The sequence below is a fragment of the Leptospira ainazelensis genome (genome assembly GCF_016918785.1).
Classification (GTDB): Bacteria; Spirochaetota; Leptospiria; order Leptospirales; family Leptospiraceae; genus Leptospira; species Leptospira ainazelensis.
Genome location: NZ_JAFFPT010000013.1, coordinates 115,584 through 141,648, shown reverse-complemented (window position 1 = coordinate 141,648; position 26,065 = coordinate 115,584). Strand labels below are relative to the sequence as shown.

The following is a 26,065-nucleotide window of genomic DNA, read 5'->3' as shown; positions in this document are numbered from 1 at the left end:
AAGACGCCTAAGCTTCTCACCTACAGCTTTTTTGCGGTTACCTCTTGTGTAGTCGCAGTCAGCTCGATCAGTTTATTGCTGATGGGAATAAAGATTCCCGGAGAATCCTGCGCCCATTCGTTAACAACTTCGAAACTCGGATAGAGACAACACTGCCCGGTCAAACGTTGTGCGACATCCGTTTGTTTCTCCTTTCTCGCTTTCTCGAGCGTTTCATCGACTTGAGTTTTATTAGGAACTCTGCATATTATCTTTCTTCCTTCGCCGGCATCCAGCACGTGAAGACCGCCTTTGTCAGAAAAGTGCGACTTAATGGATTCGATCGCATCCTTGTTTCGTGAAACAAAATCATCGTCGATGTTCTGATACGGCTGAGGAAGTTTTTCAAAGGCTTCCTTCAGAGCTGGAATTGAGCTGATTAACGGGTTCATCTTTTTTCCTTCTATTCTTAGTTTTTGAACGAATATTAAAATTCTCTTATGCGAAAGTGATCACAGGAATCGACAGAAGTGCGATTTCCAATGGAACTGCTATCGCGCCGGAGTTACCGCTTTTCACATCCGCGTTGTATTTAGTGATTTTCACCGCAGGAGCGATATATTTAAAGTCGGGTCTTCCTTCCGCCTTTAAGATCGCCGTCAGCGGCGCCGGGGGAAGTTTTTCGATCAATCCGCCGTAAGGGGCAGCAAGAAGGGTCAAACGATCCAGCTCTTCGAAATAAATTTCGGCGCTGATGCTACGTTTGTAATTCTTGGTGGTGTATCCGACTATCTCCCCGGACTTACCGTAGGTTAACTCGATTTCAACCGCGTGATCGAAAGTGAATGATGAAAAATTCACCATGTCGAATCCGAACAGCTTTAGCTCCAAATTCGTAAAACTATAGTTTTCCTTTACTACTTCTAAGGCCATTGTTTACTCCTATTTAGGTGTAGCGAAAGATGTTTCCCATTCTATCGCTTTCGTTCTGTTGCTCACAAATATCTTGCACTTCGCTTTGAGAATGCGGTCCGTATTGAAAGTCTTATCCGGATCCAAAATAATCTCATGTCCCGAAATTTCTTTTCTACCTGGAGCTTCCATCTCGGATGAAATTTTGGAGTCGATGTAAGTTTTTAGATAATCCAAACCGCCGGATCCGGAATCCACTTCGGTATCCATGTTTAAGAATTGAAGAGATTCGCGATAAAGAATTCGGTGCATTTTGTCCGCCCGTCTTCTTTCGGGAAGTTCTTTGAAATCCGAAGCACTCGCAGCCTTAATCTTATCTCTTGCGATAAAGATTCCGTCGTAGTCGTCGTATTGTTTCAGAACCATCAACCCCATATCGTGAAGAAGATCCATATAGTTTCTATATCCTTCGTCCCAATAACGAATCTCCGAGAAGGTTAAAGAGCGCATATCTTTCACATAGCCGATGGAAACGTTCACAGGCGCCGCCGCGATTTTTGCAGTGGCCATTGTCGCGAAATTTCTCCATTCACCGATGGAATCGCCTGCGGATTTCACGGCGGAATAACCGCCGGACGCATTAACACCACCTTTGATATAACGAGCTTCTCCAACCGCAATCATCACTCTTCCTTTCGGAGAAGCAAACGGATCAAACTCGTCTTGAATAAATTGAAAGTAATCAGGCAGAGTTTCGCTTTGATTCTTACCTCTCGCTTCCAAAATGATAAACGAAGGAAGATGATGTTCGGTTTCCATTTCTTCAAGAATTGCATTGCAAGACATCGCAAACGCTCTAGTAGCGGGACCGAGCACATGAATCCAATACGCCCCATATTCTCTTTTAAGCGCTTCGATAGCCGTTAGACGTGACGCGTTAGACGCACTTGGTCCGCTGATCGTGAAGGTGTAAACGTCGCCTACTTTGAAAGTATTCGCCGGAGTGGACGCGTCGGTAAAAGCGGCGGTGACGCCTACGTCCAGAGAAATTGGAGAACTGCTCGCCGGTGTAATGAGAGGAGCAGAAAAGTTTGCCCCACCGTCCACGGATTTCCGATACTCCGCGACTCCTGATGCGCCGGCCTTGGTAATTTTCAAAACAACAATTCTACTTCCTGTCGGAGAGCCCGCCGTTGTTGGAAGAGAAGCTTCTCCAGTTCCGGTTTTTACCGGCGCTGCGACAGATCCAACAACGTCGTTCTCCGGACGAACGCATAACACCGGAACCGATTTTTGACCTTTTGTTTCGTCGAATTCTTCGAAAAATTGTTCTAAAGAATCGACAAGCTCCCCTCGTCCGAAGACGTCCTTCGCTTGTGGTGTGTTATTGATAACATAGACTTTGTTCGCTATTCCGTTTTCTGCAGTTCCAACCTTGGAACCGACACGATCAGGTTTAACGTCGTTGAAGTTGATCCCACCGTCTTGATGGTAGGTTGTCACATCGCCTGTTGACATGATTCGCTCCTAATGTTAAGAGCAACTGAGTAGAATTGGCGGAAGATCCGCTCTATATTTTGATTACTTCGTCGTTTGGGTTTTTGAAATCGAATCTCTATTTTTTATCTTAGAATCCGATTTTTCTTCCGAACTTATCTTAGCTTGGTTTAAGCCTTTGTTTTCATCCGGATCGATTCCTGAAAATTCCTTATATGCACTTTTAAGAATATCGTCCTTCACATCCTCCTCCGGATCTCTGCGAAGATGATCTAAAAAACCCGCCGCAAGTGCGGGGCTCAATTCGTACTTTTTAATAAACTCAACTGCTTTCATTGTTCCTCCGAGGTTCCTATTTCCGTTGGCTCTTCGATTTCAAAGGTTCCCTGAGCCAGAGTAGGAACCGATTCCGTTTCAAAAAGTCCGTCTTGGAAAACGATATCCGCCTTCAAATTATAATAACCGAAATTTTCCGTTGGATCAAAAACGATTCCGGAAACTCCCGATCGAATTTCTAACGTTACGTCTTGAGGAGTCTGATATTTTTGATGATATGAAATATACAAAAGAATCTGATCGACGATCCCTAGCTGACTCGCGTCGGATCCCACGTATCCCGTTGACAAAACGTCTTTAGAAGAATTTGCCATCCAGAAATTAAGCGAATAAGTATATTCTTGAATGAAATGCCGTTTCAGATAACGTAAATTTTTTATACCGCTTAGGACGGCCGGAGATAACTTTTGAAATCTCCTGCCGTCCGGAATCGATCTAAGTGGAGAAAGTTGAATGAGACAAAAGGGAAACAGACTCGGATATTCTGCCGTTGGCGGCGCCGTAAGAAGAATTTTTTCTTCCGGAAATAAGGATACCAGTTCCGTAGCGGGGGGCTCCGGAGCAGTTTTGATCGAAACGATCAAAGACTTTAAATAATTTATATGACTGGATCTCATCATTTAATTTTCCGTTTACTCACTTTGTACGAACGTATTCAATTTTCTAACACACGAATCAAAAGAATTCAAATCTCTGCTCGTTTTATTTGAACGATTGATCTTTCGGATACGAGAGACAGAATACGATAGATTTTCTATCTTGCAAGGACCGAATCTACACCGTCCGCCGCTCTTTTAAAAATCCTTTGAAAAGATGATTTTAGCCCGGGGAAACAGATTTTTTATTCCGAACCAATAGGAATGGTTAAACGAAGTTTTGATGAAAGTACGTAATAAAATAATCAAAAAGAATTTTAGAAAAGTTTTGTGAGTCAAAAAAGCCTCCCATCGTTTGAACGAAGATCCCTCATAAAACAATCTGAACAGGAGAATCCGATTTTAGAGAATAAAAATGCTCGCGACTTATTCTTACGAAAGTATCCTTTCAATTTGAAACCCTATTTATATTTCTTAGCAGAGAAGAATATTTCTGCGGGAAAAGCAGACCTTCGAAAATATCTAAAACATTTTTTATCATTTTCTATTCAAAGCTTGGTTCGAAATCCTATGATTTTATGGAAATGACTTAAATTCTTCGATTGATTAAATTCTGGATTTAGCGTTTCGTGCTTTAGAGATTTCGAATGTGTTTTGTTTTTATTACGGCGCAAGATTTCGGCATTCCCAAAAAATCAGTTTATTTAGTGCATGAAATTCTTTTAATTTCTTATAAAAGAAATTCCGCAAAATACCTCACACGGAACTTAAGCCCGTATTCAATCTTTTTCCTATAGGGAGTGTTTCGATCCAATCTTTATATACTCCGGAAAGTTCTTGAAAAATAATTTTCAAGTGAGCGCGAAGATTATTCAAAGGATTCAAACTCCCATTCTTCCTAAGTCTGAAAGTTCAAATTTTTTTAAAAATCTTTTCTAAATAAAAAATGCTTGGAACACCCAGTTCAAACAATTCGTCCAAATCATATTGAATCAAGTGTCCGTAAGGATCAATATATCTGGGTCCGACTCCGTATGGATCCGATGCTTTTAAAAATTTTTTGCCTTCGCTGGATTCGACAATTCCAATTCCCCGAATTATATGTCCTTTCCGAGTAAGGTAGGTACCCAAACCGCAAGGATAATTTCCCGTCTTGAAATATTTACAGAGTTCCTCCTTATCTCCTTTTTTCTTTACGATTCGGAAAGGAATTTCATTAGCATTCATCATTAGATTGAAGTGCTCTGCATGGTCATAAGAATCGTAGATATTCTTATGATTCTTAATCACCCAATCTTCTAAAAGAGCATAATAGTTGTAGGTAGTTAAACGAATAAAATCCGGGATTCTATAAATTAAACCTATGTAAACTATAAAGTCCTGAAAAACGTTTCCCATACATTGCTGGTTATCTTGAAGAAAAAGACGCGGGGTAGTCGGATCCTTTCTTTGGGGATTCCACGGCGCGATCGGATGAGATATATGAGAGACCATTCTATTTTTCCTCTTCGTTTAACAAACCGGTTGATTCAAATCGCAGCCGCTTCTCCCGGAAAAAATCCCGGGAAGAATAGTTGATTCCAAAATTCTAATTCGATTTTCGGCGCAGTTTCTTTCCCACTCAGTCCATTTCCGAAGGCATTGTTCCTTTGAAAGACAACGAGAAAGATCTTTTGCATGGATTCGATAAGCGTTGTATCGTCCCGAAGTTACATACCATTCTCCGTCGATTTGGATGGCGGGCGGTTTTCCGGTTTCAACGGGTTTAACCAAGGTGAATCCGTTAGAACGAAAACTACCCTTACAATCCTCGTTTCTTTCCTCACGGACACGATTTCCCTGGCTCTTGCACGCAATCAGAATCATAAACAGAACCGGGAGACAATTGAATTTCTTGTACTTCGTCATAATCTTCTCCGTGAATTATCTGCGAAACTACCGCTCTACCCCTCGCAAATGTAAGGACCAGAAGCGTTCCGAATATTAAAAATGCGTAAAATTTAGTTCTGAGCGGAAGTAAGTTCCACCAAAGCAAAAAAGAACTCATAACTCTTTGCTTCCAACCTCGTGTTTTACGGAAGAATCAGGAGTCTTCGAGCCGCCGAATAGATCCGCGACGTTTTCAAAAACTTTTCTCCTGGAATTCAGATCCTCGTTTACACGTTTCCCTAAATACAAACTTCCTACGGTCCCGTAAAAGATAATCAGCCATTGGATAAGATCCATGTGTAATGTTCTTAAAGAGTCCGGCGAAAGAATTGATAGAGCACAAAGCGCCGCCAAATACAGAATAACTAATATAAAAACGATCCAAGTTCTTAGAGTTGTATCGGATCGACTTCCGGTTCGATCGTCCTGCCAAAGAAATTTCATTCGTTCTTCCTCGCCTTTGCGGAAGTTAATTTGATTAGATCTTTTACGTCCGCTTTGATTTCAGCTAAATCTTTTGATATGGAGGTCATCTCGGTTTCGATCTTTACGATTCGAATTTCGTGATCCTTATACATAGTGTTGTATTGAAACACTGCTGAGATTAGAAAGCCAAGGATTACGAGAAAGTCTTTGATCCCTAGTTTAACCTGACTCAATTTTGAATTCTCCATTCTTCCTCTCAAAAAAAATGACCCGCACGGCGGCGGGCTTAGATACTACTCAATCGCTTCCGATTGTGTTGAGAGAATAACACGGAGCGCCTTCGGAAGCAAGGAGCGGAAATGTTCTTATCGGTCAAATCTGCCGCTAATGATCTGAAGATCGATATCGGAAAAAATTTACGGAGAATTGGGACCCCAATATCTACTTCGACTTAGTAGATTTGTTTTTTAGTTTTGAGAGAAAGAACGACCTTATCAAGATCGGAAGCAAAAAATCTTCGAACTCTAGGACTCCATTGTATAAAAGGGATTTCGTAATCGATCACATATTGTGTGAAAGTCCTTACGGAAAGATTGAGGTATTTTGCCGCCTCTTTCGTCTTTAAGGCTTTATTCTTTTCCGCCGGTATGGGGAATTCTTGTTCTTCCGCCGGCTTTCCGTCGCCTATCGGGAACGAAGACTGCGCGACTTTTAGTAACGAACCTTTTCTTGTATTACCTTTGATCTCTGACATAGGAAGACGGTTTAGTTTTTAACCGTTGATTTTGTCAAGTCATTAAACAGTAAGTCGATCCGGTCCCAAAAAAGATCATAAATTCAGAATATTCTAAATTTAGAATTTATTTAAAGGAACAATACTTTCGTTCTTCAGAAGTTCTTATCGAAGTTCCAATTCGTTTCAGTAAAACGATCCTTCGCTTGAATTTCTAAAACTCATCTTTCAGATCAAAGCTGAAAGACTGGTAAAATAGCGTTATCGATTTTTATTTCTAAAAACTTCAGGAAACGTTTTCTAAAGGAATTTAGATTCTTACAAAAGCCGGAAATTTCTGCAGATAATGAGACATATTGAAATTATTGTCATTTTGATTCTGAGACCAAGGTATTTCATCGAATTTCCAAAAAGTGATTTAAAGTGAACAAAAAAGAGCCACACTTTCGGATTAAGAATAGATTTTGTCAGGGGTAAAAAATATACTAAACATATATATAGCGTTATTGTTGGAGCAAGAATTTGGAGACTACAAAAGATTTACACGACTATCTTTTTTGGGAAGTGGAAGAGACTCTTAAAAAGTTCGAATACGACTTTCAAGTATCTCCGGAACCGATCCAAGTTCTTAGACATACGTATGCTTTAGAAATTGTAAGCCGTGTTTTCGCGGCTCTCGAAAAAGAATAATTATTTTTTACGGCGAAATTTTTCGATCACAACGTTCAACGCTTCTAATTCAGAATCCGGAACATCCAAAAGATTCTCAAGCAGTTCTTCAATCTGCGGTCTTGCTCTTATCTTTCTTAAGATCGTTCGATAACGATCGGTCTCCCGATCCGACTTTATCTCCGTATCGGAAATCAACATTTCTCCTTCACCGGCTATGAGCCAAAGTGGATTCACATTGTGTTCCGCACGAAGTTTCAGCAAAGATTCCTGCGAAAAACTCTTCGCTCTCTCGTTGATAAGATCGCTAATAAATGCCGGTTTCAACTCTATTGATCTCGCAAACTCCGCTTGCGATAGTCCCAAGGTCTCTATGAGTCTTTTCAATCGTTCAGGAAATTTTTTATCCGCTTTATACATTTTCACCGTATTTTTTAGTTGACCAAAATACATTTTAAACGTACGGTCATTTCAAGCGGTACAAAACCCGCCCAGATGCGCGCCGCTTTTTGGAACTGAGTTTGGTAAATCGCATGACCCAAACCTGGCATACGGAAGCGAAATCGCAATCACAAAAAGGAGGTTTTATGATCAGCATTAATGGAGACGTATGCAAGGAATTCATCTGTATCACACTTCGAATGAAAACCTTGGCTAAATTCCTTAGGGAAGCGGAAGTAAACTACGACTATTTCTCTAAGAGTTTAAACGAACAACATTCTTACAAAGAAATCATAAAACATTCAAATAGTAGAATATACCATTTAGTGTGAATCGAAGACCTCGATCCTGCAATAAACGTAAACCAAGGAGAATAACATAGTGAATAAAGTAGAATCGGCCACAATCGATCTTAAACAGACTTTTTTTCGGGATAACCTGAACCCCGTCGTACTTGCGGACATCGAAGATAAAATGATCGCACAGATTGCGGAATACGTCAAAGAACAATTTCCGACCTTCGATTGGAGATGGGACGACCATTCTGAGATGATAGATAAAGCGGTTACTTCTCTTTTCCTCGTCAAAAACGACATCGTTCAAATCTGCGAAAAAGATCCGAATAAAATCCGCGAGTTCATCAGTATTCTTGAATATATCTTAGAGGAGGAATACGGAGAATGATTCAAATTAGGGAACGGCTCACGTTATTGAGAAGAGGACTTCTTCTTTCCAAACTCTATAAAAAGGACGGAAACAGAAGAAACCATTTCGAAATTATTGAAAGTCTTTTAAGTCGATCGGCGATTATAGACGCATTTCTCCAAGACAACAAGTTAGAAGGAGAATTTTCCGAATGGATAAACGAACAAAAAATCAAGGAGAATTTAGAATATGAAATTTGAATGGTGCGCTCAATGCGGACGGAATGTTTCGCTTTGTCAAACGGATCTTTGCAAAGAATGTTTAAAGGAAAAGTTTAAAGATTTGATTTCGACAATCGATAAGATCAGGCCTTTACATCCAAAACTTTCTCAATTCTACAATCCGAAAGAACCGAAGGGGGCCGCATGAATCTTACAAAAAAACAAAGGATTCTTAAGATGATCCGTGTGGATAAAAACATCTTCGAAGACGGCTGGAAAGAGGTTCCCGATCATATGATTCGTAAATTAAAAACGGACGAACTTGCCGATTATATGATCCGTCACGTGCTTCCGGTAATCGAAAGAAGAAAAATCATACACACTTCTTATGTTCGTAAAGTTACTTCCAAAAAGGAGATCGCGGTCGCGTAAAACATGATGAACTCTACTACTAAACCCGCACGATACCTCTTGAACGGCGAGATCGTGCATTACAAAAGATTTTGGAGAAGGGGCAGGTCTCTATCACAACGTCTGGAACAAATCGTCATCGAAACCAAAATGAATCTCAGAGATATCGCTTTCAAATATTCTTTCGGTTTAAATACGGACCAGACCGATTATTTAGGGCCTCTTTATCGCGAACATTTATCGGAAGTCGTTAAGGGTATCAGAAACACTCCGCGTTATGCTTTCGCTATCGAAGATTCCTGGAAACTACCGATCGAAACGATTCGGAAAATTTACCGCGAAGATAAAGAAAGGGAAAAACTGGGTCAGGTCTTAGATCCGGATTCTATCAGAGAATTTGTTATATGGTATTCCGAAGTGCTTAAATCTAACCGGGCTCAATAAACTCTAAATTAAAAAAGATTCTATTAAAAGGCTAAAATTACTAAGAATGAACGGAATCAAAAATCTAAACGGCGTATTCTGAAAAATCCCAATCTTAAAGAAGCAAACACGAAAATGAAAAAACCATAGAATCGAAATTGGGACTTTAAAAAGGAGAAACATCTATGAAAGGATCAAAAAAAGAAACGAATAAAATCGCAAAAGCCGGAAGGAAAAAAGGTTCTTCCGATAAAAAAATTCCGACTGCGAAAGTTCTGTCCTCTTCAACAAACGGAGTGGCAGTCGAGATGACTTCAAAATAGGAGACCGGTATGTCAAAGTCAAAAAACAAAACACACGTTGTAGATTTACCCGATAACAACTACAAAGATCGCACCGACCTCACCCAAGCGATACAACTGCTTGGAGAGATCAAACGGGAAAGAGATCGAATCAAAAACAAGACGGACAACCAAATCAGCAGACTTCAATTAGATCTTCAGGAAGAAGTTTCTCCACTGGATCTAAGAATTCAACATATTGCGTCCGGCGTAAAATATTTCGTCGATCATCATAAGGATGAACTTTTCCCTAATCCGGAATATAGAACGTGCAAATTAGGCACGGGCGTTTTAAAACTCCGCAAAACTCCAGCTTCGGTAAAGACTAGGGGCACGCTAAAATTTTTTGAACGGATTCTTTCCGAAAACGGCCTTTTGGAAAGATTCAACACTTTAATTTCTAAGTTAGGCGGCGTTTATCTTCGGGTTAGATTAGAACTCAACAAGGAACAGATTCTCGCAGAGCCGTTTAAAGCCGTGCAAAAAATCGGCGTAGAACTCAACGAAGAATCCGAACGTCTCTACATCACTCCCAACGAGACCGAAATTGAAATCGAAGCAATCCAGGACGCGGCGTGATGTCGATTCCAACGTGCAAGGAAGTGGACTGGATGACTTTTATCGAATATACTAAAAGATTTTCGCGGTTCACACACGAAGAAGTTCAGAGTTTGAAAGTAAAGATCGACCCTCGGAATTTTACGATCGAAATTTCCGCATGCACTGAGTATGTAAGAATTCTCGTAGAACGTTACTTTAAAGGATCGATCTGGAAAATACAAGAAGGAGAAAACAATGTTATCGACGTTTAAGGCTCAACTTAAAATTCAATTCGAAGATTTGGAATTTAACGACTTTAGCGACGCCGTTTTAGACGAATTTGGAATGGTGAACATCGCAACGATGACTCTTTATGCAAAGAAAAAACTGGGAGTTTCTCAAACTACGATAGAAAAAATTGCGGAAACAAAAAGAAACTCTCCGATTCGTTTTTAAGTCGTGAAAAAGGAGGAACAAAATGAATCAGATCACATATAAAAATCTTAGAAACTATAAGTATCAATTGATAAAAAATTACGATTATCAGACTTCGATACGACCAAATTCCTCTCTTCAGATCGGCGTTCCTGAGGTGAAAATTTTCGTGGAACTTTCGCCGGACGGCCTTTTGAAAATCGAATCCGGTTATGCCTGGGACGGCCCAAGCGGTCCAACGATCGATACAAAAACTTTTATGCGAGGCTCTCTCATTCACGACGCGCTCTATCAACTGATGCGTGAAAAAAAGTTAGAGCGTAGTGTTTATCGCGAATCGGCGGATAAGATTCTTAAGGACGTGTGTTTGGAAGACGGTATGAATTCCTTTCGCGCAAATTATGTTTATCGGTCCGTTCGTTGGTTCGGCGAGTCGGCGGCGAAACCTAAAGATGAAACGAAAGAATGGGAAGTGGCTCCGTGAAAACGTTCGAACTAGTTACTTTGGTATTCGGATATGCAGCTTTTTGGACATTGTTAGTCTGGTTTTTCGTAGGAGTGATCGCCGCATGTCTTTGGTTTTTCTTAATATGGAAACAAAAAAATCCAAGAGGGGAATAAAATCACAAAGTCCGTTTTAGTTTTTAATCAACTCTAAAACGGACTTCTCGATATATTATAATTTTAAAATACATTTTGGTTGAATGAACTTTTTATTAAAAGAAAAGAAGGCTTTTATTCTATTTCATTTTTTTCCGTTTCTAACTTAGGCTATCAGCTTTCTGCACACCGCGCTTTTCGGTTCAGATTACTCATTATTTTAATTTGAAAGAAAAGAAGAGTGAGCAACCTGAAGAAATAAAAAAGCCCGTTCTTTTGAAACGGGCTTCATAAAAACCGAATCTAATTCTAAACTCAATCCGCCGAAGGAGAAATCATTTTTTCAGGAAGTACCCACTGGTCAAATTGTTCGCTTGTCAAAAGCCCCAGTTCGATTCCGGATTCTTTGAGCGTAATTCCCTTTTTATGCGCGTTTTTTGCAATCTTAGCCGCGTTATCATATCCGATATGCGGATTCAGAGCGGTAACTAGCATCAATGAATTGTTCAGGTGTTCGTTGAGCTTTTCTTTGTTCGGCTCGATTCCACGCGCACAATGTTCCTCGAAAGAAACACAAGAATCGGAAAGAAGTCGAATCGAATTCAATACGTTATGGATGATTAGAGGTTTAAATACGTTCAACTCGAAGTTTCCGGAAGCACCGCCAATATTAACCGCAACGTCGTTCGCAATCACTTGAGCGGAGACCATCGTCATCTGTTCCGATTGAGTTGGATTCACTTTTCCGGGCATGATGGAGGAACCTGGTTCGTTTTCGGGAATACTGATTTCACCGATTCCGCAACGAGGGCCGGAAGAAAGCCAACGTACGTCGTTCGCAATCTTCATTAGAGAAGCTGCAATCGTTTTTAACACACCGCTTACTTCCACGAGAGAATCGTGTGCGGCCAAAGCTTCAAATTTGTTTTCGGCGCTGATAAAAGGAAGTCCTGTTTCTTTTGAAATCTGAGCGGCCGCTTTTTCAGCAAATTGAGGATGTGTATTTAATCCGGTTCCAACTGCGGTGCCGCCTAATGCAAGTCTGTAAACCGAAGGAAGAACGGCTTTTACTCTTGCGATATTGTATTCCAGTTGCTGAACGTATCCGGAGAATTCCTGTCCTAAGGTCAGAGGAGTCGCATCTTGAAGATGGGTTCTTCCGATTTTTATAATATTCTGAAATTCTTCAGCTTTCTTTTTCAAAGTTTCTTTGAGTTGAACGAGAGCGGGAATTAATTTTTGATTTAGTTGTTCCGCCGCGGCGATATGCATTGCGGTGGGGAAAGTATCATTGGAAGACTGAGCTTTATTTACGTCGTCGTTTGGGTGAATCGGTTTTTTGGAACCTTTTACTCCGCCTGCAATTTCAATCGCACGATTGGAAATGACCTCGTTCGAATTCATATTTGTTTGAGTACCGGAACCCGTTTGCCAAACGGAAAGGGGAAAATGCTCGTCCAACTTACCGGAAATCACTTCATCGGCGGCCTGGATAATGAGATTCCTTTTTTCTTCGGTTAACAATCCGAGTTCTGCGTTTACGATCGCCGCGGATTTTTTTAGAACACCCAATGCGCGGATCATTTCTCTTGGGAATCGATCGTTCCCGATATGGAAGTGATGAAGGGAACGTTCCGTTTGTGCCCCCCAATATTTCGAATCGTCCACAGCGATTTCACCCATTGAATCCGTTTCGATTCTGGTTTTCATGAAGCCTCCGATGTTTACAAGTAATTAGAATATTGTTTTTCCAAGAACAAGAAAGATTTATTATAAAATTCTAATATAATTAAGAATCGGATAAAAAAATCACTCTTCTTGGAATCGTCTCAAAGTATCAGCAAGAGCGGAAAACTCTGGTTTTTTCGCGGAAACGTTATCGAGGTAATCGAGAGTAGATTGAATCCAAGTAGGATCGGATTCTAATTCTCTACGAATAAAAACGTGCCGAACCTGATTCATCGCCCTGATTTCTAGATATCTCCGCTTCTGGTCATAGTAAATGAGGTCGGCCACTTTGTCTTTTCCGAATTCAGGAGAAGCGACTGCAACCACAACCTCGTCAAGCCAAATCAAACCGTTGTTCTTACGATCCACGTAGTCGATAGCTTTCTGAAGCCTAGCAGGAACGATCATTTCCTTTTCTTTCGGACCGACGATCACACCAAGTGAAAGTTTCTTTTTCGGTTTAGCGGATTCTTGCGGAGGATTGTCAGGATCGGAGACTTTCAAATCCTTTCGAACAAAACCCTTATTTGCGATTTCCCGTTCCTTTGGAGCAACTGAAATCCCAAAAAGACTGAGAATAAATTCGATGATTCTTTCTATGATCGATTTTGAGGCGCGTTCAGAACGGATCCTTTCTTTTTCAGTATCCTCTTCCCATTCTGCGATCGCTTTGCTGAGTCGTATTTGTTCGTCGACGGCGGCTTGGCCGTCTTTTACATCCGAAACTTCTCTTAAGAATTCGTAAATTCCTCTTGGATATCCGTTTTGTCTTACGAGATTGTGAATCGAAGTTCTTCTAGGACGAATGTCGGTAAACGCGCGTAAGATCATACTCTTCGCTAAAATCTGGAGACCGATCACTTCTCCGCCGGGCTCTCTGCGTTCTTTTTTTAGAAAGTCTTCTCGTGCACGAATACGTTCCAAAACTTCTCGGAACAATTCGTTGCGACTCATTCCCACGGAATTAAGAGCCACTTCGTCGACTTCGAAATTGGAGAGATCAAAGTGAACCGGCTCTTTGGATTCTTTAAAACGAAATAGATTTTCACCCGTGATAAGATTGATCAAAGATTCTTTTTTAAGATTGGAAAGAGTACGAATCGTTTGAATTAAAATTTCGTAGGCCTTGATAAAGTCCCCGCCGCCGACCCAATTTTTGCCCGATGTAAATGCGGGATGTTTTTTCAATTCTTGAGCATATCGTTCCGCCTGCGAATTTCCTGTGAGTTCGATCCAAGAAGATTCTTCCGTAGGTAAAATATGTAGAAGAATTTTACGCGCGATGATGGTGAACAATTCGAAAATAACTTCTAACTCGGTCGTTCTACCTTGTTCATCTTTTTCTTTCGCGTGTCTAAAACTCAAAAGTTCGTCTAAGGATGGCTGAAAAAAATGAAAACGAGGATGAAGTTGTAAGAGAGGAGATCTAGATCCTCTTTTTTCCAGAACCGGCAAAACTTCGGCTTCCACTTTGATAATCGAAAGTTGATTTAAAATTTCACCGGGTTTTTGATCCAACAAATGAAATATATTGCTAAAAAGATCGCCTCTGACTTGTAATCGACTCAAAAGAGATTCTAAAGAAAGAGATTCCAAATTTTGCATAGACTTTTCAAGAAATTTCGAATCCGAAAGATTGATCGGCATTCCTTTCTCGTCCACGTTGATATAATTCTGATGAACCCAATCCTCTATTTCCGAATTTTTGGAAACGTTTAATATAAACTGATCTCTGGCGTGAAGCATTTCCAAAATTGCGGCTACACTTTGCAAAAGACATCCTCGTTTTACTTTTACGATTTGGTCGCCTTTTAAGGAAGCCGGTCGAACAATAACGTTAGCTATCTGAAGTTCCCTGATTTCTTTTTGGAAATGAAGGTATTGATAGGATTGGACTCCTCTTCTTTCCTCCAAAAATTTAAGATCTTGAAGTTTGAGGTGCTGAAGCTGTTCTATCTTTGTTAGCGCAAAAGGAGAATGGTTGAAAAGAAAATAATTCTCAACTCCCTTCTCCACTAGATCGATATCTTTAAAGGCACCCGGATTGAATTGAAGCATCAGAACTTTGAGTTCCTGATCCGAGATCATATCCTGAGTTTCCTCCGGACTGATTGCGGAGGTTTCGGGAGTAGGAACTTGATTTTCAGATTTGGACATAATCCACCGTACCCGATTCAGGGCATATTGTTAAGAGACTTTAGAAAAGGGCAAAAGTCTCGTATCTTTATAAATATCGGATTTCGAAAGTGAGAAAAAAAATCAGCTCCGAATAATTCCTTCCAGAAATCCGAGATATTTTTCTCTTCCTGGATAAGGAATTCGAGCGGATCCGCTCGCGACTGCGGCTTCTGCGACCGCAGGGGCTACGTGAAAAAGAACTCGTTTATCAAACGGTTTCGGAATCAAGTATTCGGGACCAAATTGAAATTTAACTCCGCCGTAGGCTTGGCTTACCGCATCCGGAACTTCTAACCGAGCCAATTCTGCAAGGGAACGTGCAGCGGCTAATTTCATTTCCAAGGTGATATGGCGGGCTCTTACATCGAGGGCGCCCCGAAAAATAAAAGGAAAACCTAATACGTTGTTCACCTGATTCGGATTGTCGCTTCTTCCGGTTCCCATGATCAGATCGGAACGAACGGCTTTTGCGATCTGATAAGGAATTTCAGGATCGGGATTTGCTAATGCGAAGATCACCGGATTTTTAGCCATAGAGCGGACCATATCCGCGTCGACCATATCCTGAACGGAAACGCCGACAAAAATATCGGCGCCTTTCATAATGTCTTTGAGAGTTGTGGAATCCGTTTTTTGAACGTATCTTTTTTTCGATTCATTGAGATCGGAACGGTTATGATGAATCACACCTTTCGTATCCACTAAAAAGATTTGTTCTTTTTTGATTCCGATATGTTGAATGAGTTCAGCGATTGCAATTCCTGCGGCGCCGGCTCCGCAGATAACAACTTTCACATCGCCCGGTTTTTTTCCGGTGATTTCAAAAGAATTAAGAAGACCTGCAACCGTTATGATTGCGGTTCCGTGTTGATCGTCGTGAAACACGGGGATATTCATTTTTTTAATGAGTTCTTCTTCGATATAAAAACTTTCCGGAGCTTTGATGTCTTCCAGATTGATACCGCCGAAAGTCGGTTCGAGAAGTTTTACCGCGTTGATAAATTCGTCCGGATCCTTTGTGTTGACTTCGATATCAAAGACGTCGATACCCGCAAATTTTTTAAAAAGGACGGCTTTGCCTTCCATAACCGGTTTTCCTGCAAGAGCTCCGATATCGCCGAGTCCGAGAACGGCGGTTCCATTTGTGATGATGCCGACTAAATTCCCTTTGTTCGTATATTCATAAACGAGGTCCGGACTTTCTTTGATTTCTAAACAAGGATAAGCTACACCGGGAGAATAGGCGAGGGAAAGATCGTAAGAATCCAGAGTTGGTTTCGTTGGAACCACTTCTATTTTTCCCTTAGGATGGAGCGAGTGATACTGTAGTGATTTTTCCCTCATACGATATTTCCCATATTTTTGAATTCAGACCGTGAGACCATAACATTTCATTTGCCAACACAGAACTTACTGAAGATTCTCCCTAAAATTTCTTCAGTGTCCACGCGGCCGTTGACCTCGCCGATTTCGGAGAGAGCATAGTCGATTTCTTTGATGTAAATTTCCGCAGGAGCTCCCTCCGCAATGAGATGTAAGGTATTGTTTAGACATCGAACGATGGTTTCAAAATGATATCTCTGACGTTCTTCCAAAAGGACATAATCTTCTGAGTGACCGAGGTTTCCCGCACGTCCCTTGATAGCGCCAAGAAGAATCGAGATACCCTCCTTTGTCTTACAAGAAATTTCGCAGAGTGTCAGGTCTTCGATTTTTGTAAAAAGATTCGGATTCCAAGAAGAATCACGAATGTCGATTTTGTTCGCGACAAGAATCGAACCTGGGAGGCGTTCTTGATTCTTATCGATAAATTCTTTCCAATCCTCTTTTTTAGAAGTATCGACCAAAACGAGACGAATATCGGCGGACAGAAATTCTTTCTCGCTTCTTTCGATTCCGAGTTTTTCGATCGTGTCTTCGGTCTCGCGAACGCCGGCGGTGTCCACGAGTCGAACGGGAATTCCTTCGAGTAAAATTTCTTCGCTGATATAATCTCTGGTGGTTCCCGGAATTTCGGAAATGATGGAACGATCTTTTCCTAAGATCAAATTCATGAGGCTCGATTTGCCCGTATTCGGTTCTCCATAGAGAACGATTCTAAGTTGTTGAAGGAGTTTTTCGGCGGAATCCGATTTGGAAATCACGGCTTGACACAAGGTTCTCACCTTTTCAATTCGCGCTTTTCTTTCTTCCAGAGATTCGTATGTAAGATCCTCGGTGGAAAAATCGATCTCAGCCTCGCATTCGGCTTTTAACGAAATCAACTGACTTCGGAGATTCGAAGTAAAACGCGACACTTCACCGAAAACATTCTTCTGCGCGAGCTCGAGTTCAAAACGAGAACGAGCCGAGATCAAACGACCGATCGCTTCCGCTTCGGTGAGATCCAATTTTTCATTTAAGAATGCTCTGCGAGAAAATTCTCCCTGTTTTGCGGGACGGGCGCCGGCTCTGAAGATGGCGTCTAACGCTTCTCTTAACAAAATAGGATTCCCGTGAAAATGAAATTCGCAGAGATCCTCGCCGGTATAGGAATTGGGAGCTTTGAAATAGAAGAATAAAATCTGATCTACTTTTCTATCCCCGACTTGGAATACGCATTGAATCGCGACTCGAGGTTGGATTTTGTCCGGAGAAAGGAAATTATTTTTAGAAAAAAGAAATGAAGAAGAAATCGCGAGGGCTTCCGGCCCGGAGATTCGGATGATTCCGATGGCCCCGGATCCGGAAGCGGTTGATATAGCTGCTATCGTATCATTCAAAGTTCGCTTCTTCGAGGAGGTCGTTGTTCGGACCTTTCTCAGCAACGTCTTTGTATTTGTGTTTATCTTTCATAGGAATGATTCTTACTTTTTTGTAAGTTCCGTTCCCTTCCGATCTCGTGAAAACCTTTTCGTTTTCTTGAAGAGCCATGTGAATGATTCTTCTTTCGAAAGGATTCATCGGCTCTAAAAGTTTGGATTTTCCGGTTTTTGCAACGGTAGCCGCGACGGATTTACCCAAACGAACCAGAGATAATTCTCTTTTGTCCCTGTAGGATTCGATATCCAGAACGATTTTTCTTCCGTGTCTGATTTTAGAATCCACCATCAAGTTGAAGATGAATTGGAGAGCGTCTAACGTTGCTCCTCTTTTTCCGATCACCAATCCGGATTCTTTGCTTGCGATTTCGACGTAAATTTTTCCGTCCACGTCGCCCATTCCTACCACTTCGGCTTCGATTCCCATTTTTTTAAGAACGGTGAGAACGACCCCGTGAATGATTTTCTCCGCGGGAAGATCCCGAGAAGTAACGTAAGCCCGGACTACTGCCGGCTTTTTTTGAGAGATTCCGAAAAAGCCGCCTTTTCCGGAATCAACGGTTTCAAAACGAACCTCGTCCGAATTCAGACGGAGGGTTTTGAGAGTGTAATCTTCGGCTTCGGACTTCGATTTAGCCTCGGCTTCAAAGATGTAATTTTCCATGTGTTTATCCTCGATAATGAGTTCGTTGCGTGGTCAGGCTTTTGCCTTTTTCTTTTCCTCGGTCTTTTTCAAGTGGTTCGTAATCCACTGCTGAGCGATGGAAAGAATGTTTTGAAAAGTCCAGTAGAGAGTAACACCGGAAGGCATGTTCCAAAAAATATAGAGCATCATCACTGGCATTACATACATGAGCATTTTCTGATTCGGATCCATGGAAACCGAAGTCATTCTTGTTTGGAAGATCTGAGTTCCAACCATCAGAAGCGCGAGAAGATTCAAACCAAGACCGGTTTGTGTAAAGTATGGAATCGCAGGAGAAGTCCAGATTACGTCCGGTTCGCTGAGGTCTTTTACCCATAAGAACGGAGAATTCCAAAGATCTATTGTATCAGAGAAAGCCGTATAAAGCGCGATAAAAATCGGAATTTGGATCACCATAGGAAGACAACCGCCCACGGGGTTTACGTTGTTCTTCTTATAGAGTTCCATTGTTTTTTGCTGACGCATCTTCGGATCGTTCGCAAATTTTTCGTTGATCGTTTTGAGTTGAGGACTCAGTTCCTGCATCTTCTTCATACTATCCGCTTGTTTCTGATTGAGAGGATAGAAAACTAGTTTGAAAAGAATCGCGAAAATGATAATGCTCCAACCGTAATTCGGAACCGTGAACTGATAGATTTTTTTCAGAACCCAGATGATTCCGTTTCTAAAAGGAGTGGTCATCCCTTGGTTGAAAGATTTATTCAAGTCGGCGCTCAAACCCGCAAACGGACTGTTCTTCGCTTGGTTCGGATCGAGTTCGGGATTTCTAAAAACCATTCCTTCGCTTTCACGAACTCCAACATAGGTTCCGAAATCGAGATTGTAAGTTTCGCCGGGAGTTAAGGAAATATTATCATACAGTAATACGGCTCCGGTTTCGTTCTTCGTTCTATTGTCTAAAACGACACCTTGCGGTTTATGATCGAGAGGATCCGCAACAGCGATAAAATATCTGGAACCGGTTCCGGCAAAATCAACGCCGGATTCCGCGTTCGTTTTTACGCTGAAACTTTCGTCGGCTCCGGAATTTCCCGTAAAGAAATTTCCAACCGAAGACCAAAAACCGAGAGAAGAACTTCCGTCCAACGAATCGTTAAAAGATCCGCCGATATGATAAAAGCGAAAGAAGTTCGCGGTATCACGATCGTTAAGGGCTCTGTCTTTCGGAAGAGGGCCAAGACTTCCAAAAGTTCGGAGATATTGAGTATTTTTCTGAGAAGCAAAGGAAAGTTTTTCTTTTGTAAGATTTACGATGGAAAGAGAAATTTTAAAATAATTCTCACCTGGAAAAAAGCGATAGTGTTTCTTAAGTTGAAAGGTTTTATCCGGAGAAACGGCGCTAAAAATTACCGAAGAATTCGCCTTGTCTTCCTCCAATACAAACGGAATTTCATTCCAATCGGATTCAGGAAGTTGATTTAAAGAATTTACGAAGTTAAAATCGAAACCTTTTTCTCTGGAAAGTTCCACCGCTTGATAAGATTTGCCGTCTACTGTAACGGTTTCCGGGTTTTTACGGGCGACTTGCATTAAATCACCGTTAGGTCCTACATAGTCCTTTACGTAGAATTTGGAAATCCTGCCGCCCAGAGAGCTAAACTCAACAATATAAGAATCCGTTACGATGCTCGTTTTTTTTACATTGGAAGGAGCAACCTTAACTTCTTTTACGGGTGCGGTGATCTGAGCTTCTTTCGTTTTTTCGGTTTGAGTTTTGTTTTCTTTTTTGTTATCCGAAGGTTTGTCAGAATTAGCTTCCTTTGTTTCAGGAGTTTTTTTGGGAGGAGCGGAAGGGAAGAAAAAATAATTCACTCCCATCCAAATTCCCATACTTAGAATGAGAGCTAAAAATAATCTACTTTGTCTATCTTCCATCATTTCGTCCTTTTAATGTTAGGTGGTAAGGGATCTTCGAATCCCCGAGAGAGAGGGTTGCATCTCAAAATTCTCCAAGTGCTCAATTGCAACGCGCGGAAAAATCCGTATTCTTGAAATGCTTGTGCTGCATATTCGGAACAACTTGGGGTGAATCGACAGGCTGGTGGGAGTAAAGGTGAGATTAGCCGTTTGTATAGCTGAATCAGTTTGATTGCAAGTTGGTTCATAAGATTCGGTTGATCAGAGAGACCAGAATCTGAACCAGCTCCCCGTGGTTTAGATCCAAAATTTCTTTTTTGGCTAATATTGCGATATCAAAGCCCTTTAGAAAATTCTTCTCTTCCTCGTGTATGACCGATCTGAGTTTCCTTTTGATCCGGTTTCTTTGAACCGCCGTTTTTACTGTACGTTCCGGACAGTATAAAAAACGATTCTTAGATAAGGAATTAGCGGTGAATACTAGAACGATCGGGAAGCGGGAGACTCTTTTTCCAGCCTTAAAAAGAGATTGTATCTCCTTCCTGGATTTTAACGTCTCTTCGATGGCTTAGTTCTTAGAATTTTTTACCGAGTTTTTCGTCGGAAACAGTGAGCTTATGTCTGCCCTTCTTTCTTCTACGAGAAAGAACTTTTCTTCCACCGGAAGTAGCCATTCTCGCGCGAAATCCGTGTGTTCTCGCTCTTTTTACTCGGCTGGGCTGGTAATTTCTTTTCATACTTATCCCTGATTGGCGTTAATGATTGCGTATATTTTCTTCTGTTTAGAAGAATCCAATGCTCTTTCTAACAGAAGCATTCTGAAAAAGTCTAAGTCAACCATTTCACATCCGATTCCGATGTGAATTTGTCTTTATCGGGATTTCTATATTCTTAGGAATTTCAGGGAAAACCCTGAGGAAGGCCCGAACGACCGGAGGAGAATTGTCAGAATCAATTCTCTGTCCTAAAATAAAAAAAACCCGGCAACGTCCTACTCTCCCATGCAGCGAACCACACAGTACCATCAGCGATGAGAGGCTTAACTTCCGTGTTCGGGATGGGAACGGGTGTGGCCCTCTCTCTATAGTCACCAGGAATCTTGAAGTCAGATTCGCGTACCGGTTTGTACGGTCAATCTTAAATTAGTAAAAAAGATTAAAATTCTTCTGAATTCTTTCGGATCTTAAGTTTTATGAATTTCGAAAATGACTTTGTGAATCTTCTTGATCTTCTCTTCGAAAAAGAATCGTTTTCCATCGATAAAGATTCTTCTCAAGAAAGGTTTGATTTTCCGTCTTCCGATTCGAAGCGATCGAATATCCAAACTGACTGGCCGGCTCTCCCGTTAGAATCGTATTCGCACTAGGAGCTCCTACACTTGGAATGCCCGAGGAAGATCCTGAAAAAATATAAACCCTTCCAGTGTTGCCCCCGCCGGAATATCCATAAGCCCCGACCGCAACGTCCGAACAACCGTCTCCATTTGCATCCACGAGACGGACAAAAATTCCAAATTGGTCCCCTGCCGTTTCTCCGGTAAACGTTGAATGCGCGGTTCCTCCACTCTGAAGATTTTGACTGACGATTCCGGAAGATCCATCGGACAAAAAAATAAACGAATTCCCCGTTCCGAAACCATAGGCTCCTACGAGCGCATCGGCGGATCCGTCTCCGTTCACGTCCCCTAAGGAAACCGATATTCCGAAAAAGCTTCCGGCGATTTGTCCCGTAAGAATCGTATTTGCAAATCCGGATCCGGAAAGATCCTGATTTGGAATTCCCGAACTTCCGTTCGAATGAAAAACATAAGCCCGACCTTGGTTTGCGGTGTAAGATCTTGCTCCGATCAAAGCGTCTTGAAATCCATCCGCGGTCACGTCGCCCAAAGAAACCGATATTCCGAATTGGCTTCCCGTTTCCCCGATAAGAAGGGTATTCGCCGTTCCGCCTGCGGAAAGATCCTGGCCGGAAATTCCTCCAGTCCCGTCCGAATGAAATATGTAAGATCTGGAAATTCCATCCGCGCCCACTAAAACATCAGCGTAACCGTCCCCGTTTGAATCTCCAGTCGCAACCGTGATCCCAAATCTACCGTTCAATACGGATCCAATCAAAGTGGATTTGGCAGTAGAAAGGCCTCCGGTCGGAACTCCGGACGTTCCGGAAGAATAAAATACATCCACTCGTCCGGAGGAAGTCGAATAACCGTAAGAACCGACGACAACGTCCTCGAATCCATCTCCGTTGATATCGCCGGTCGCGACGGTCCCTCCAAAAAACATAATGGAACCGGCGCTGAGAGTAGAATTAGGAGAAGCGCCGTTTGGAATTCCGTCTCCCCCTAACGAATGATAGATGAAAACCGAATCTACTCCCGCGCCCGGGGCTCCGACAATCGCATCCGAATAGCCGTCCCCGTTTACGTCTCCTAACGCAACGGCCCATCCGAATTGACCGGAGGGAATTCCCACCAAATTTGTGTTAGCCGAAGTTGCACCTTGCGAAACAATCCCCTGAACGCTTCCATAAAAAATATAAGCCTTTCCAGTTCCGGCGCTAAATTGATTCGCACCGACAAGGACATCGGAGAAGCCGTCTCCGTTGACGTCATAATTGCTCCCCTTTCGAATCATAATCGTATTTTGGGCCGAAAGCGGACCGGAACGAACCGTAACCTTATGCAATGAATTTTGTTTCCAAACACTTGGTCCTTTCGGAAGCGGAAAGGACCAAGTGTTTCCCGTAACCGAGGCGCCTTGAAAGAATCCTCCGTCTAACGCGACCTCTACGGTAGAGGCAAAAGGCGCCGTATTTCCCGTCAAAAAGCCGGAATTTAAAACTCCGCGATCCCGAACGTTACGAATCGAAGGAGCCGTACAATTTGTCGCCTGACCTAAAAGACATTGAATAATTATGTTTTCGTAATATGAGGTGGAGCTCATATCTCCCGGATTCAAACTTCGAATACGCGCACATCCGGAAAGAAGAAGCAAACACAAAAGGAGGATTATTCTTTTCTTAAAAAAAGAGGTTAAAGTCGAATTTTGATCCGTAAAAACGGCTCTTAAATTCGCAGAATGATCTTGTAACAAAAAATTCAAAACGAGATACAAACAATCGTTCACTTGTTTCAAATTAGGTCCAATTGGACTTTAAAGTCAATTCTAATTCTTCAAGAACAAATTCGAAGACGCAGTAAAACCGGAAGGACAAAACAAAAAAGTGAAAAAATTATTTCTTCTTTCTGCTCGGAAGGTATTTATAATATTCCACTTCGATCGTATTGATTAAGAATGTATAATATTTCACGAGCTTCTTATCGTATTTTTTCTTTTGGGCTTCGTTGCGCAAAAATTCGGATATCTGGTCCCGAATCAAGGGAGCCTTTAAGTCGTTATGATTTAGTATGATCGAGCCTGGCATTCCCTGAGGAACCAGGTCGTCCGGAATAATGATCGTCGCCGAATTCTGCAACAACGCGTATTCGATCGTTGAGGCAACTTTCTCGTCGTCTTTTTCTCCCTTAAGATGCGCCACGCTGTTTCGAATGTTGTCCAAATTCTCATAGATCTTCTTACGCAACGAGCGGGAATCATGAATCTTATCGGTGATTTTTGTAAAGCGACTTGGAAATACGAACCTCTCCGCGCCTTTTGCAATCAAGCTCACTTTTTTCTCTTTGGGAGTTTCACCTTTTGTATATGTATGCTCCTCTTCGGAATCGTCATTCCCGGAATAAAAACCGTCAGCCGAGGAAGAAGTTGCCGATCCGTATTCTCCCTTAAAACCCGATCCGAGCGAACTGGATCCGCTTCCTCCGCCCCCGAGAATATCCGATTTTTCCTTATCTCGAAAGTAGAAAGCTAGCATAAAACCTAAAAACAAACTTACCGGAATTCCCACGAACAAAACTCCGGTGGTTTTAAAATGAACGGATGCGATTAAGAATAAAATCATACTCGCTACAAAACCCAACATTCCCATCGGAAGATTAAACTTCTTCGCGAATTCCTGAGAACGTTGTTTTTCGGCCTCTATTTGTTCGAGTACCTGAATTCCTTGTTGCAATTTGACGATACTATCCGCTTTCAACTTAGCGTTGAGACCCGGATGTTTTGGATTACTGAGAGTTGAATTAATTTCTCTCGCAATATCCAAATCCTTTTGAAATGAAGAATTGCTCGCAGCCATTCCGCTCAATTTGTGTAAAACGGCCGCCATATATCCCGGATCGACCGCGTAGATTTCGGAAGTCTGATCCTGTTTTTCAATCACTTTCATTCCAAACTGAGCCGCGATGTCTTTTTTTAATTCCTCAACCAATGCCGGATAACGTGTTTCGTCCAACAATCCGGAAGACTTCAACTTTTGTTCCGGTGAAAATTTGTAGAGAGTTTGGTCTTGTAGAGTAGTCTCCGCGATCTTATTCAGAATTCTCGTTTTAAGAGATTTAAAAACGTTCTCTTCTTTTCTTTGAACCAGCTTGTCTTTTTCTTCGATCAATCTAGAAAGAATTTGAATCGAGGTTCTGCAAGTTTCGGAAATTTTTTTCCCAAGTTCGTCCGTCTCGCGATCGAAAGGATAATCGTTGATAAGCGAAATGAGGGCTTTGACTTTTTCGCTGTTTTGTTTTCTTCCCGGTTCCACAAGTTGAACGTGAGTCTGTTCAAATTCGGCGATTCTAGTTTTAAATAGACTGTAACCCGCTCTTTCACTCAGTTCCTTGAGATAAGGGATCGCGAATTTTTCAAGCGCATCCGCCTGACAACGATAATGCGCAATAACTTCCGGCTGATTTACATAAGAACCGTCCGGATTTAATTGAAGATCGTCCAGAATGATATGATAATCCGGAAGAATTTTCATCACATAATTCTTCTTGATCGAATAGGTAAGAAAATCCCGTAAAAAATCCATCATCGGAATATAACTGTAAGGTTGAAATCCTCGTTTGAGCAAGGTCGAGAATTCTGCTTCGATCGATGCCAACTTCGGAAACAGCCAGATTTTTCCGGCCTTATTCTTATGAAGTAAAAAAGCGCCGGGGCTGTCCTCGTCCGGAAGTTTCGGTTTTTTAGCCCGGTTTTGAAGAATCAAATCGATCATCTCTTCCGAAAATTCGAAACAAGCGACACGAAACGGAGTTACGTCCGTCTTTGTTTCTTTTTGCGGACTTGCGATCGCAATACGAGCCAAGACCTTGGCGCCGTTACGAACAAGAAAAGGATAGATGTATGCGGATTTGTTTTTTCCTTTTTTCTCATAATCGACCAACTGCCGCAAAGCAAAATCCACACTTTGAGGCGACTTCGATTGTTCGCTTAGATTTCTATATTTATTGAGAAGTTCGGAAAGCTTGTCTAACGTGAGCAAATAAGAGGGATGAATCCCTTTCGAACCGTGTTTTTCGGTTTTTTTATGCCAGTCTCTTAGTTCGTCTAAGATACAACGGGCAGTTGCGGAGAGTCCGACCGCGCCTTCGTTTAAAAAGATATAATCCGGCATAAGAGACTGGATTTCCACCGGCTTACTCGCCGCCAGTTCTTCAAAGCTTATGTCCTGTTCGGTACTTTCCATTTTTTCCAATGATATAACAAGGTGATTTCGATAAATTGAATCTTTCTAAGTATCCAGTCTTCCATTCCGAATGACAGGACGAAA

At 41.7% G+C, this 26,065-nt stretch carries 32 protein-coding genes, 1 rRNA gene and 1 pseudogene; 11 read left to right on the top strand and 23 right to left on the bottom strand.

The window, feature by feature from the left end:
• Nucleotides 1-20 precede the first annotated feature (20 nt).
• The 10 genes from JWG44_RS03785 to JWG44_RS03740 all read right to left on the bottom strand — a co-directional run bounded on the left by JWG44_RS03785 (nt 21) and on the right by JWG44_RS03740 (nt 6,429).
• Entirely contained in the window at nt 21-431 is a 411-nt protein-coding gene (locus JWG44_RS03785; RefSeq protein ID WP_205273619.1) for an LIC_10177 family protein, read from the bottom strand.
• 46 nt (nt 432-477) lie between these two features.
• Entirely contained in the window at nt 478-912 is a 435-nt protein-coding gene (locus JWG44_RS03780; protein ID WP_205273618.1) for a hypothetical protein, read from the bottom strand.
• A 9-nt stretch (nt 913-921) separates the two neighbouring features.
• The gene (locus JWG44_RS03775; protein ID WP_205273617.1) at nt 922-2,409 is read right to left on the bottom strand and encodes a DUF2586 family protein; all 1,488 of its coding nucleotides are present in this window, start codon (nt 2,407-2,409) and stop codon (nt 922-924) included.
• Nucleotides 2,410-2,472: 63 nt separating this feature from the next.
• Nucleotides 2,473-2,724 carry a hypothetical protein gene (locus JWG44_RS03770; RefSeq protein ID WP_205273616.1) on the bottom strand — a complete coding sequence of 84 codons (252 nt, stop codon included), beginning with the start codon at nt 2,722-2,724 and terminating at the stop codon, nt 2,473-2,475.
• On the bottom strand, nt 2,721-3,341 hold the full coding sequence (locus JWG44_RS03765; RefSeq protein WP_205273641.1) for an LIC10173 family protein: 621 nt from the start codon (nt 3,339-3,341) through the stop codon (nt 2,721-2,723). The genes JWG44_RS03770 and JWG44_RS03765 overlap by 4 nt, the downstream gene beginning before the upstream one ends.
• Nucleotides 3,342-4,232: 891 nt before the next feature.
• Nucleotides 4,233-4,814, bottom strand: coding sequence for a hypothetical protein (locus JWG44_RS03760; RefSeq protein ID WP_205273615.1), 582 nt, complete (start codon nt 4,812-4,814; stop codon nt 4,233-4,235).
• A gap of 18 nt (nt 4,815-4,832) precedes the next feature.
• A complete protein-coding gene (locus JWG44_RS03755) occupies nt 4,833-5,228 on the bottom strand; it encodes a hypothetical protein (protein WP_232371461.1) in 396 nt (131 codons plus the stop codon).
• Between the two features lie 135 nt (nt 5,229-5,363).
• A complete protein-coding gene (locus tag JWG44_RS03750) occupies nt 5,364-5,693 on the bottom strand; it encodes a hypothetical protein (protein WP_205273614.1) in 330 nt (109 codons plus the stop codon).
• Nucleotides 5,690-5,923 (bottom strand): hypothetical protein, encoded by a 234-nt coding sequence (locus JWG44_RS03745; protein WP_205273613.1) that lies wholly within the window; start codon nt 5,921-5,923, stop codon nt 5,690-5,692. The genes JWG44_RS03750 and JWG44_RS03745 overlap by 4 nt, the downstream gene beginning before the upstream one ends.
• Nucleotides 5,924-6,126: 203 nt before the next feature.
• Nucleotides 6,127-6,429 carry a helix-turn-helix domain-containing protein gene (locus tag JWG44_RS03740; RefSeq protein WP_205273612.1) on the bottom strand — a complete coding sequence of 101 codons (303 nt, stop codon included), beginning with the start codon at nt 6,427-6,429 and terminating at the stop codon, nt 6,127-6,129.
• Nucleotides 6,430-6,930: 501 nt separating this feature from the next.
• Between JWG44_RS03740 and JWG44_RS03735 the strand changes: the two genes are divergently transcribed.
• Complete coding sequence (locus JWG44_RS03735) at nt 6,931-7,098, top strand: hypothetical protein (protein WP_205273611.1); 168 nt, start codon at nt 6,931-6,933, stop codon at nt 7,096-7,098.
• Here JWG44_RS03735 and JWG44_RS03730 read toward each other — a convergent pair whose 3' ends face one another.
• The gene (locus tag JWG44_RS03730) at nt 7,099-7,497 is read right to left on the bottom strand and encodes a helix-turn-helix domain-containing protein (protein WP_205273610.1); all 399 of its coding nucleotides are present in this window, start codon (nt 7,495-7,497) and stop codon (nt 7,099-7,101) included.
• Between the two features lie 167 nt (nt 7,498-7,664).
• On the opposite strand from JWG44_RS03730, the pseudogene JWG44_RS03725 reads away from it, so the two are divergent.
• From JWG44_RS03725 to JWG44_RS03675, 10 genes and pseudogenes are all read left to right on the top strand, one after another.
• Nucleotides 7,665-7,900: pseudogene (locus JWG44_RS03725) on the top strand (hypothetical protein).
• Entirely contained in the window at nt 7,900-8,202 is a 303-nt protein-coding gene (locus tag JWG44_RS03720) for an LIC13344 family protein (protein WP_332460769.1), read from the top strand. Before JWG44_RS03725 ends, JWG44_RS03720 begins: the two are co-directional and overlap by 1 nt.
• The gene (locus JWG44_RS03715) at nt 8,199-8,423 is read left to right on the top strand and encodes a hypothetical protein (RefSeq protein ID WP_232371460.1); all 225 of its coding nucleotides are present in this window, start codon (nt 8,199-8,201) and stop codon (nt 8,421-8,423) included. The genes JWG44_RS03720 and JWG44_RS03715 overlap by 4 nt, the downstream gene beginning before the upstream one ends.
• A 165-nt stretch (nt 8,424-8,588) precedes the next feature.
• On the top strand, nt 8,589-8,816 hold the full coding sequence (locus tag JWG44_RS03705) for a hypothetical protein (RefSeq protein ID WP_205273608.1): 228 nt from the start codon (nt 8,589-8,591) through the stop codon (nt 8,814-8,816).
• A gap of 6 nt (nt 8,817-8,822) precedes the next feature.
• The gene (locus JWG44_RS03700) at nt 8,823-9,239 is read left to right on the top strand and encodes a hypothetical protein (RefSeq protein WP_205273637.1); all 417 of its coding nucleotides are present in this window, start codon (nt 8,823-8,825) and stop codon (nt 9,237-9,239) included.
• A gap of 164 nt (nt 9,240-9,403) precedes the next feature.
• The gene (locus JWG44_RS03695; RefSeq protein WP_205273607.1) at nt 9,404-9,541 is read left to right on the top strand and encodes a hypothetical protein; all 138 of its coding nucleotides are present in this window, start codon (nt 9,404-9,406) and stop codon (nt 9,539-9,541) included.
• Nucleotides 9,542-9,550: 9 nt separating this feature from the next.
• On the top strand, nt 9,551-10,138 hold the full coding sequence (locus JWG44_RS03690; RefSeq protein WP_205273606.1) for a host-nuclease inhibitor Gam family protein: 588 nt from the start codon (nt 9,551-9,553) through the stop codon (nt 10,136-10,138).
• Entirely contained in the window at nt 10,138-10,371 is a 234-nt protein-coding gene (locus JWG44_RS03685; protein ID WP_205273605.1) for a hypothetical protein, read from the top strand. The genes JWG44_RS03690 and JWG44_RS03685 overlap by 1 nt, the downstream gene beginning before the upstream one ends.
• Nucleotides 10,355-10,555: a hypothetical protein gene (locus JWG44_RS03680; RefSeq protein WP_205273604.1), complete on the top strand. Its 201-nt coding sequence runs from the start codon at nt 10,355-10,357 to the stop codon at nt 10,553-10,555. The genes JWG44_RS03685 and JWG44_RS03680 overlap by 17 nt, the downstream gene beginning before the upstream one ends.
• Nucleotides 10,556-10,577: 22 nt before the next feature.
• Nucleotides 10,578-11,018 (top strand): DUF1353 domain-containing protein, encoded by a 441-nt coding sequence (locus JWG44_RS03675; protein WP_205273603.1) that lies wholly within the window; start codon nt 10,578-10,580, stop codon nt 11,016-11,018.
• 431 nt (nt 11,019-11,449) lie between these two features.
• Here JWG44_RS03675 and fumC read toward each other — a convergent pair whose 3' ends face one another.
• The 12 genes from fumC to JWG44_RS03615 all read right to left on the bottom strand — a co-directional run bounded on the left by fumC (nt 11,450) and on the right by JWG44_RS03615 (nt 25,981).
• The gene (gene fumC, locus JWG44_RS03670) at nt 11,450-12,844 is read right to left on the bottom strand and encodes a class II fumarate hydratase (protein ID WP_205273602.1); all 1,395 of its coding nucleotides are present in this window, start codon (nt 12,842-12,844) and stop codon (nt 11,450-11,452) included.
• A 99-nt stretch (nt 12,845-12,943) separates the two neighbouring features.
• Entirely contained in the window at nt 12,944-15,019 is a 2,076-nt protein-coding gene (locus tag JWG44_RS03665) for a hypothetical protein (RefSeq protein WP_205273601.1), read from the bottom strand.
• 102 nt (nt 15,020-15,121) lie between these two features.
• Nucleotides 15,122-16,384 carry a malic enzyme-like NAD(P)-binding protein gene (locus JWG44_RS03660; protein ID WP_205273600.1) on the bottom strand — a complete coding sequence of 421 codons (1,263 nt, stop codon included), beginning with the start codon at nt 16,382-16,384 and terminating at the stop codon, nt 15,122-15,124.
• A gap of 47 nt (nt 16,385-16,431) precedes the next feature.
• Nucleotides 16,432-17,802 (bottom strand): tRNA uridine-5-carboxymethylaminomethyl(34) synthesis GTPase MnmE, encoded by a 1,371-nt coding sequence (gene mnmE, locus JWG44_RS03655; protein ID WP_205273599.1) that lies wholly within the window; start codon nt 17,800-17,802, stop codon nt 16,432-16,434.
• Nucleotides 17,795-18,505: an RNA-binding cell elongation regulator Jag/EloR gene (gene jag / locus JWG44_RS03650; RefSeq protein ID WP_069605794.1), complete on the bottom strand. Its 711-nt coding sequence runs from the start codon at nt 18,503-18,505 to the stop codon at nt 17,795-17,797. Before jag ends, mnmE begins: the two co-directional genes overlap by 8 nt.
• A gap of 33 nt (nt 18,506-18,538) precedes the next feature.
• On the bottom strand, nt 18,539-20,422 hold the full coding sequence (yidC, locus tag JWG44_RS03645) for a membrane protein insertase YidC (RefSeq protein WP_205273636.1): 1,884 nt from the start codon (nt 20,420-20,422) through the stop codon (nt 18,539-18,541).
• A complete protein-coding gene (gene yidD / locus JWG44_RS03640; RefSeq protein WP_205273598.1) occupies nt 20,422-20,652 on the bottom strand; it encodes a membrane protein insertion efficiency factor YidD in 231 nt (76 codons plus the stop codon). The genes yidC and yidD overlap by 1 nt, the downstream gene beginning before the upstream one ends.
• Entirely contained in the window at nt 20,649-20,969 is a 321-nt protein-coding gene (gene rnpA / locus JWG44_RS03635; RefSeq protein WP_205273635.1) for a ribonuclease P protein component, read from the bottom strand. Before rnpA ends, yidD begins: the two co-directional genes overlap by 4 nt.
• A gap of 10 nt (nt 20,970-20,979) precedes the next feature.
• Nucleotides 20,980-21,141 (bottom strand): 50S ribosomal protein L34, encoded by a 162-nt coding sequence (gene rpmH / locus JWG44_RS03630; protein WP_205273597.1) that lies wholly within the window; start codon nt 21,139-21,141, stop codon nt 20,980-20,982.
• Nucleotides 21,142-21,382: 241 nt separating this feature from the next.
• Nucleotides 21,383-21,499: ribosomal RNA gene (rrf, locus tag JWG44_RS03625) — 5S ribosomal RNA — on the bottom strand.
• A gap of 95 nt (nt 21,500-21,594) precedes the next feature.
• Nucleotides 21,595-23,346, bottom strand: a complete 1,752-nt coding sequence (locus tag JWG44_RS03620) for an FG-GAP-like repeat-containing protein (protein WP_205273596.1) — start codon at nt 23,344-23,346, stop codon at nt 21,595-21,597.
• A gap of 289 nt (nt 23,347-23,635) precedes the next feature.
• Nucleotides 23,636-25,981 carry a hypothetical protein gene (locus tag JWG44_RS03615; RefSeq protein WP_205273595.1) on the bottom strand — a complete coding sequence of 782 codons (2,346 nt, stop codon included), beginning with the start codon at nt 25,979-25,981 and terminating at the stop codon, nt 23,636-23,638.
• Between the last annotated feature and the right edge of the window lie 84 nt (nt 25,982-26,065).

What these genes read in the sequence shown, in the direction of transcription:
- JWG44_RS03785 (WP_205273619.1), bottom strand. Translation starts at nt 431, where the DNA reads ATGAACCCGTTAATCAGCTCAATTCCAGCTCTGAAGGAAGCCTTTGAA.
- JWG44_RS03780 (WP_205273618.1), bottom strand. Translation starts at nt 912, where the DNA reads ATGGCCTTAGAAGTAGTAAAGGAAAACTATAGTTTTACGAATTTGGAG.
- JWG44_RS03775 (WP_205273617.1), bottom strand. Translation starts at nt 2,409, where the DNA reads ATGTCAACAGGCGATGTGACAACCTACCATCAAGACGGTGGGATCAAC.
- JWG44_RS03770 (WP_205273616.1), bottom strand. Translation starts at nt 2,724, where the DNA reads ATGAAAGCAGTTGAGTTTATTAAAAAGTACGAATTGAGCCCCGCACTT.
- JWG44_RS03765 (WP_205273641.1), bottom strand. Translation starts at nt 3,341, where the DNA reads ATGAGATCCAGTCATATAAATTATTTAAAGTCTTTGATCGTTTCGATC.
- JWG44_RS03760 (WP_205273615.1), bottom strand. Translation starts at nt 4,814, where the DNA reads ATGGTCTCTCATATATCTCATCCGATCGCGCCGTGGAATCCCCAAAGA.
- JWG44_RS03755 (WP_232371461.1), bottom strand. Translation starts at nt 5,228, where the DNA reads ATGACGAAGTACAAGAAATTCAATTGTCTCCCGGTTCTGTTTATGATT.
- JWG44_RS03750 (WP_205273614.1), bottom strand. Translation starts at nt 5,693, where the DNA reads ATGAAATTTCTTTGGCAGGACGATCGAACCGGAAGTCGATCCGATACA.
- JWG44_RS03745 (WP_205273613.1), bottom strand. Translation starts at nt 5,923, where the DNA reads ATGGAGAATTCAAAATTGAGTCAGGTTAAACTAGGGATCAAAGACTTT.
- JWG44_RS03740 (WP_205273612.1), bottom strand. Translation starts at nt 6,429, where the DNA reads ATGTCAGAGATCAAAGGTAATACAAGAAAAGGTTCGTTACTAAAAGTC.
- JWG44_RS03730 (WP_205273610.1), bottom strand. Translation starts at nt 7,497, where the DNA reads ATGTATAAAGCGGATAAAAAATTTCCTGAACGATTGAAAAGACTCATA.
- JWG44_RS03715 (WP_232371460.1), top strand. Translation starts at nt 8,199, where the DNA reads ATGATTCAAATTAGGGAACGGCTCACGTTATTGAGAAGAGGACTTCTT.
- JWG44_RS03705 (WP_205273608.1), top strand. Translation starts at nt 8,589, where the DNA reads ATGAATCTTACAAAAAAACAAAGGATTCTTAAGATGATCCGTGTGGAT.
- JWG44_RS03700 (WP_205273637.1), top strand. Translation starts at nt 8,823, where the DNA reads ATGAACTCTACTACTAAACCCGCACGATACCTCTTGAACGGCGAGATC.
- JWG44_RS03695 (WP_205273607.1), top strand. Translation starts at nt 9,404, where the DNA reads ATGAAAGGATCAAAAAAAGAAACGAATAAAATCGCAAAAGCCGGAAGG.
- JWG44_RS03690 (WP_205273606.1), top strand. Translation starts at nt 9,551, where the DNA reads ATGTCAAAGTCAAAAAACAAAACACACGTTGTAGATTTACCCGATAAC.
- JWG44_RS03685 (WP_205273605.1), top strand. Translation starts at nt 10,138, where the DNA reads ATGTCGATTCCAACGTGCAAGGAAGTGGACTGGATGACTTTTATCGAA.
- JWG44_RS03680 (WP_205273604.1), top strand. Translation starts at nt 10,355, where the DNA reads ATGTTATCGACGTTTAAGGCTCAACTTAAAATTCAATTCGAAGATTTG.
- JWG44_RS03675 (WP_205273603.1), top strand. Translation starts at nt 10,578, where the DNA reads ATGAATCAGATCACATATAAAAATCTTAGAAACTATAAGTATCAATTG.
- fumC (WP_205273602.1), bottom strand. Translation starts at nt 12,844, where the DNA reads ATGAAAACCAGAATCGAAACGGATTCAATGGGTGAAATCGCTGTGGAC.
- JWG44_RS03665 (WP_205273601.1), bottom strand. Translation starts at nt 15,019, where the DNA reads ATGTCCAAATCTGAAAATCAAGTTCCTACTCCCGAAACCTCCGCAATC.
- JWG44_RS03660 (WP_205273600.1), bottom strand. Translation starts at nt 16,384, where the DNA reads ATGAGGGAAAAATCACTACAGTATCACTCGCTCCATCCTAAGGGAAAA.
- jag (WP_069605794.1), bottom strand. Translation starts at nt 18,505, where the DNA reads ATGGAAAATTACATCTTTGAAGCCGAGGCTAAATCGAAGTCCGAAGCC.
- yidC (WP_205273636.1), bottom strand. Translation starts at nt 20,422, where the DNA reads ATGGAAGATAGACAAAGTAGATTATTTTTAGCTCTCATTCTAAGTATG.
- yidD (WP_205273598.1), bottom strand. Translation starts at nt 20,652, where the DNA reads ATGAACCAACTTGCAATCAAACTGATTCAGCTATACAAACGGCTAATC.
- rpmH (WP_205273597.1), bottom strand. Translation starts at nt 21,141, where the DNA reads ATGAAAAGAAATTACCAGCCCAGCCGAGTAAAAAGAGCGAGAACACAC.
- JWG44_RS03620 (WP_205273596.1), bottom strand. Translation starts at nt 23,346, where the DNA reads ATGAGCTCCACCTCATATTACGAAAACATAATTATTCAATGTCTTTTA.
- JWG44_RS03615 (WP_205273595.1), bottom strand. Translation starts at nt 25,981, where the DNA reads ATGGAAAGTACCGAACAGGACATAAGCTTTGAAGAACTGGCGGCGAGT.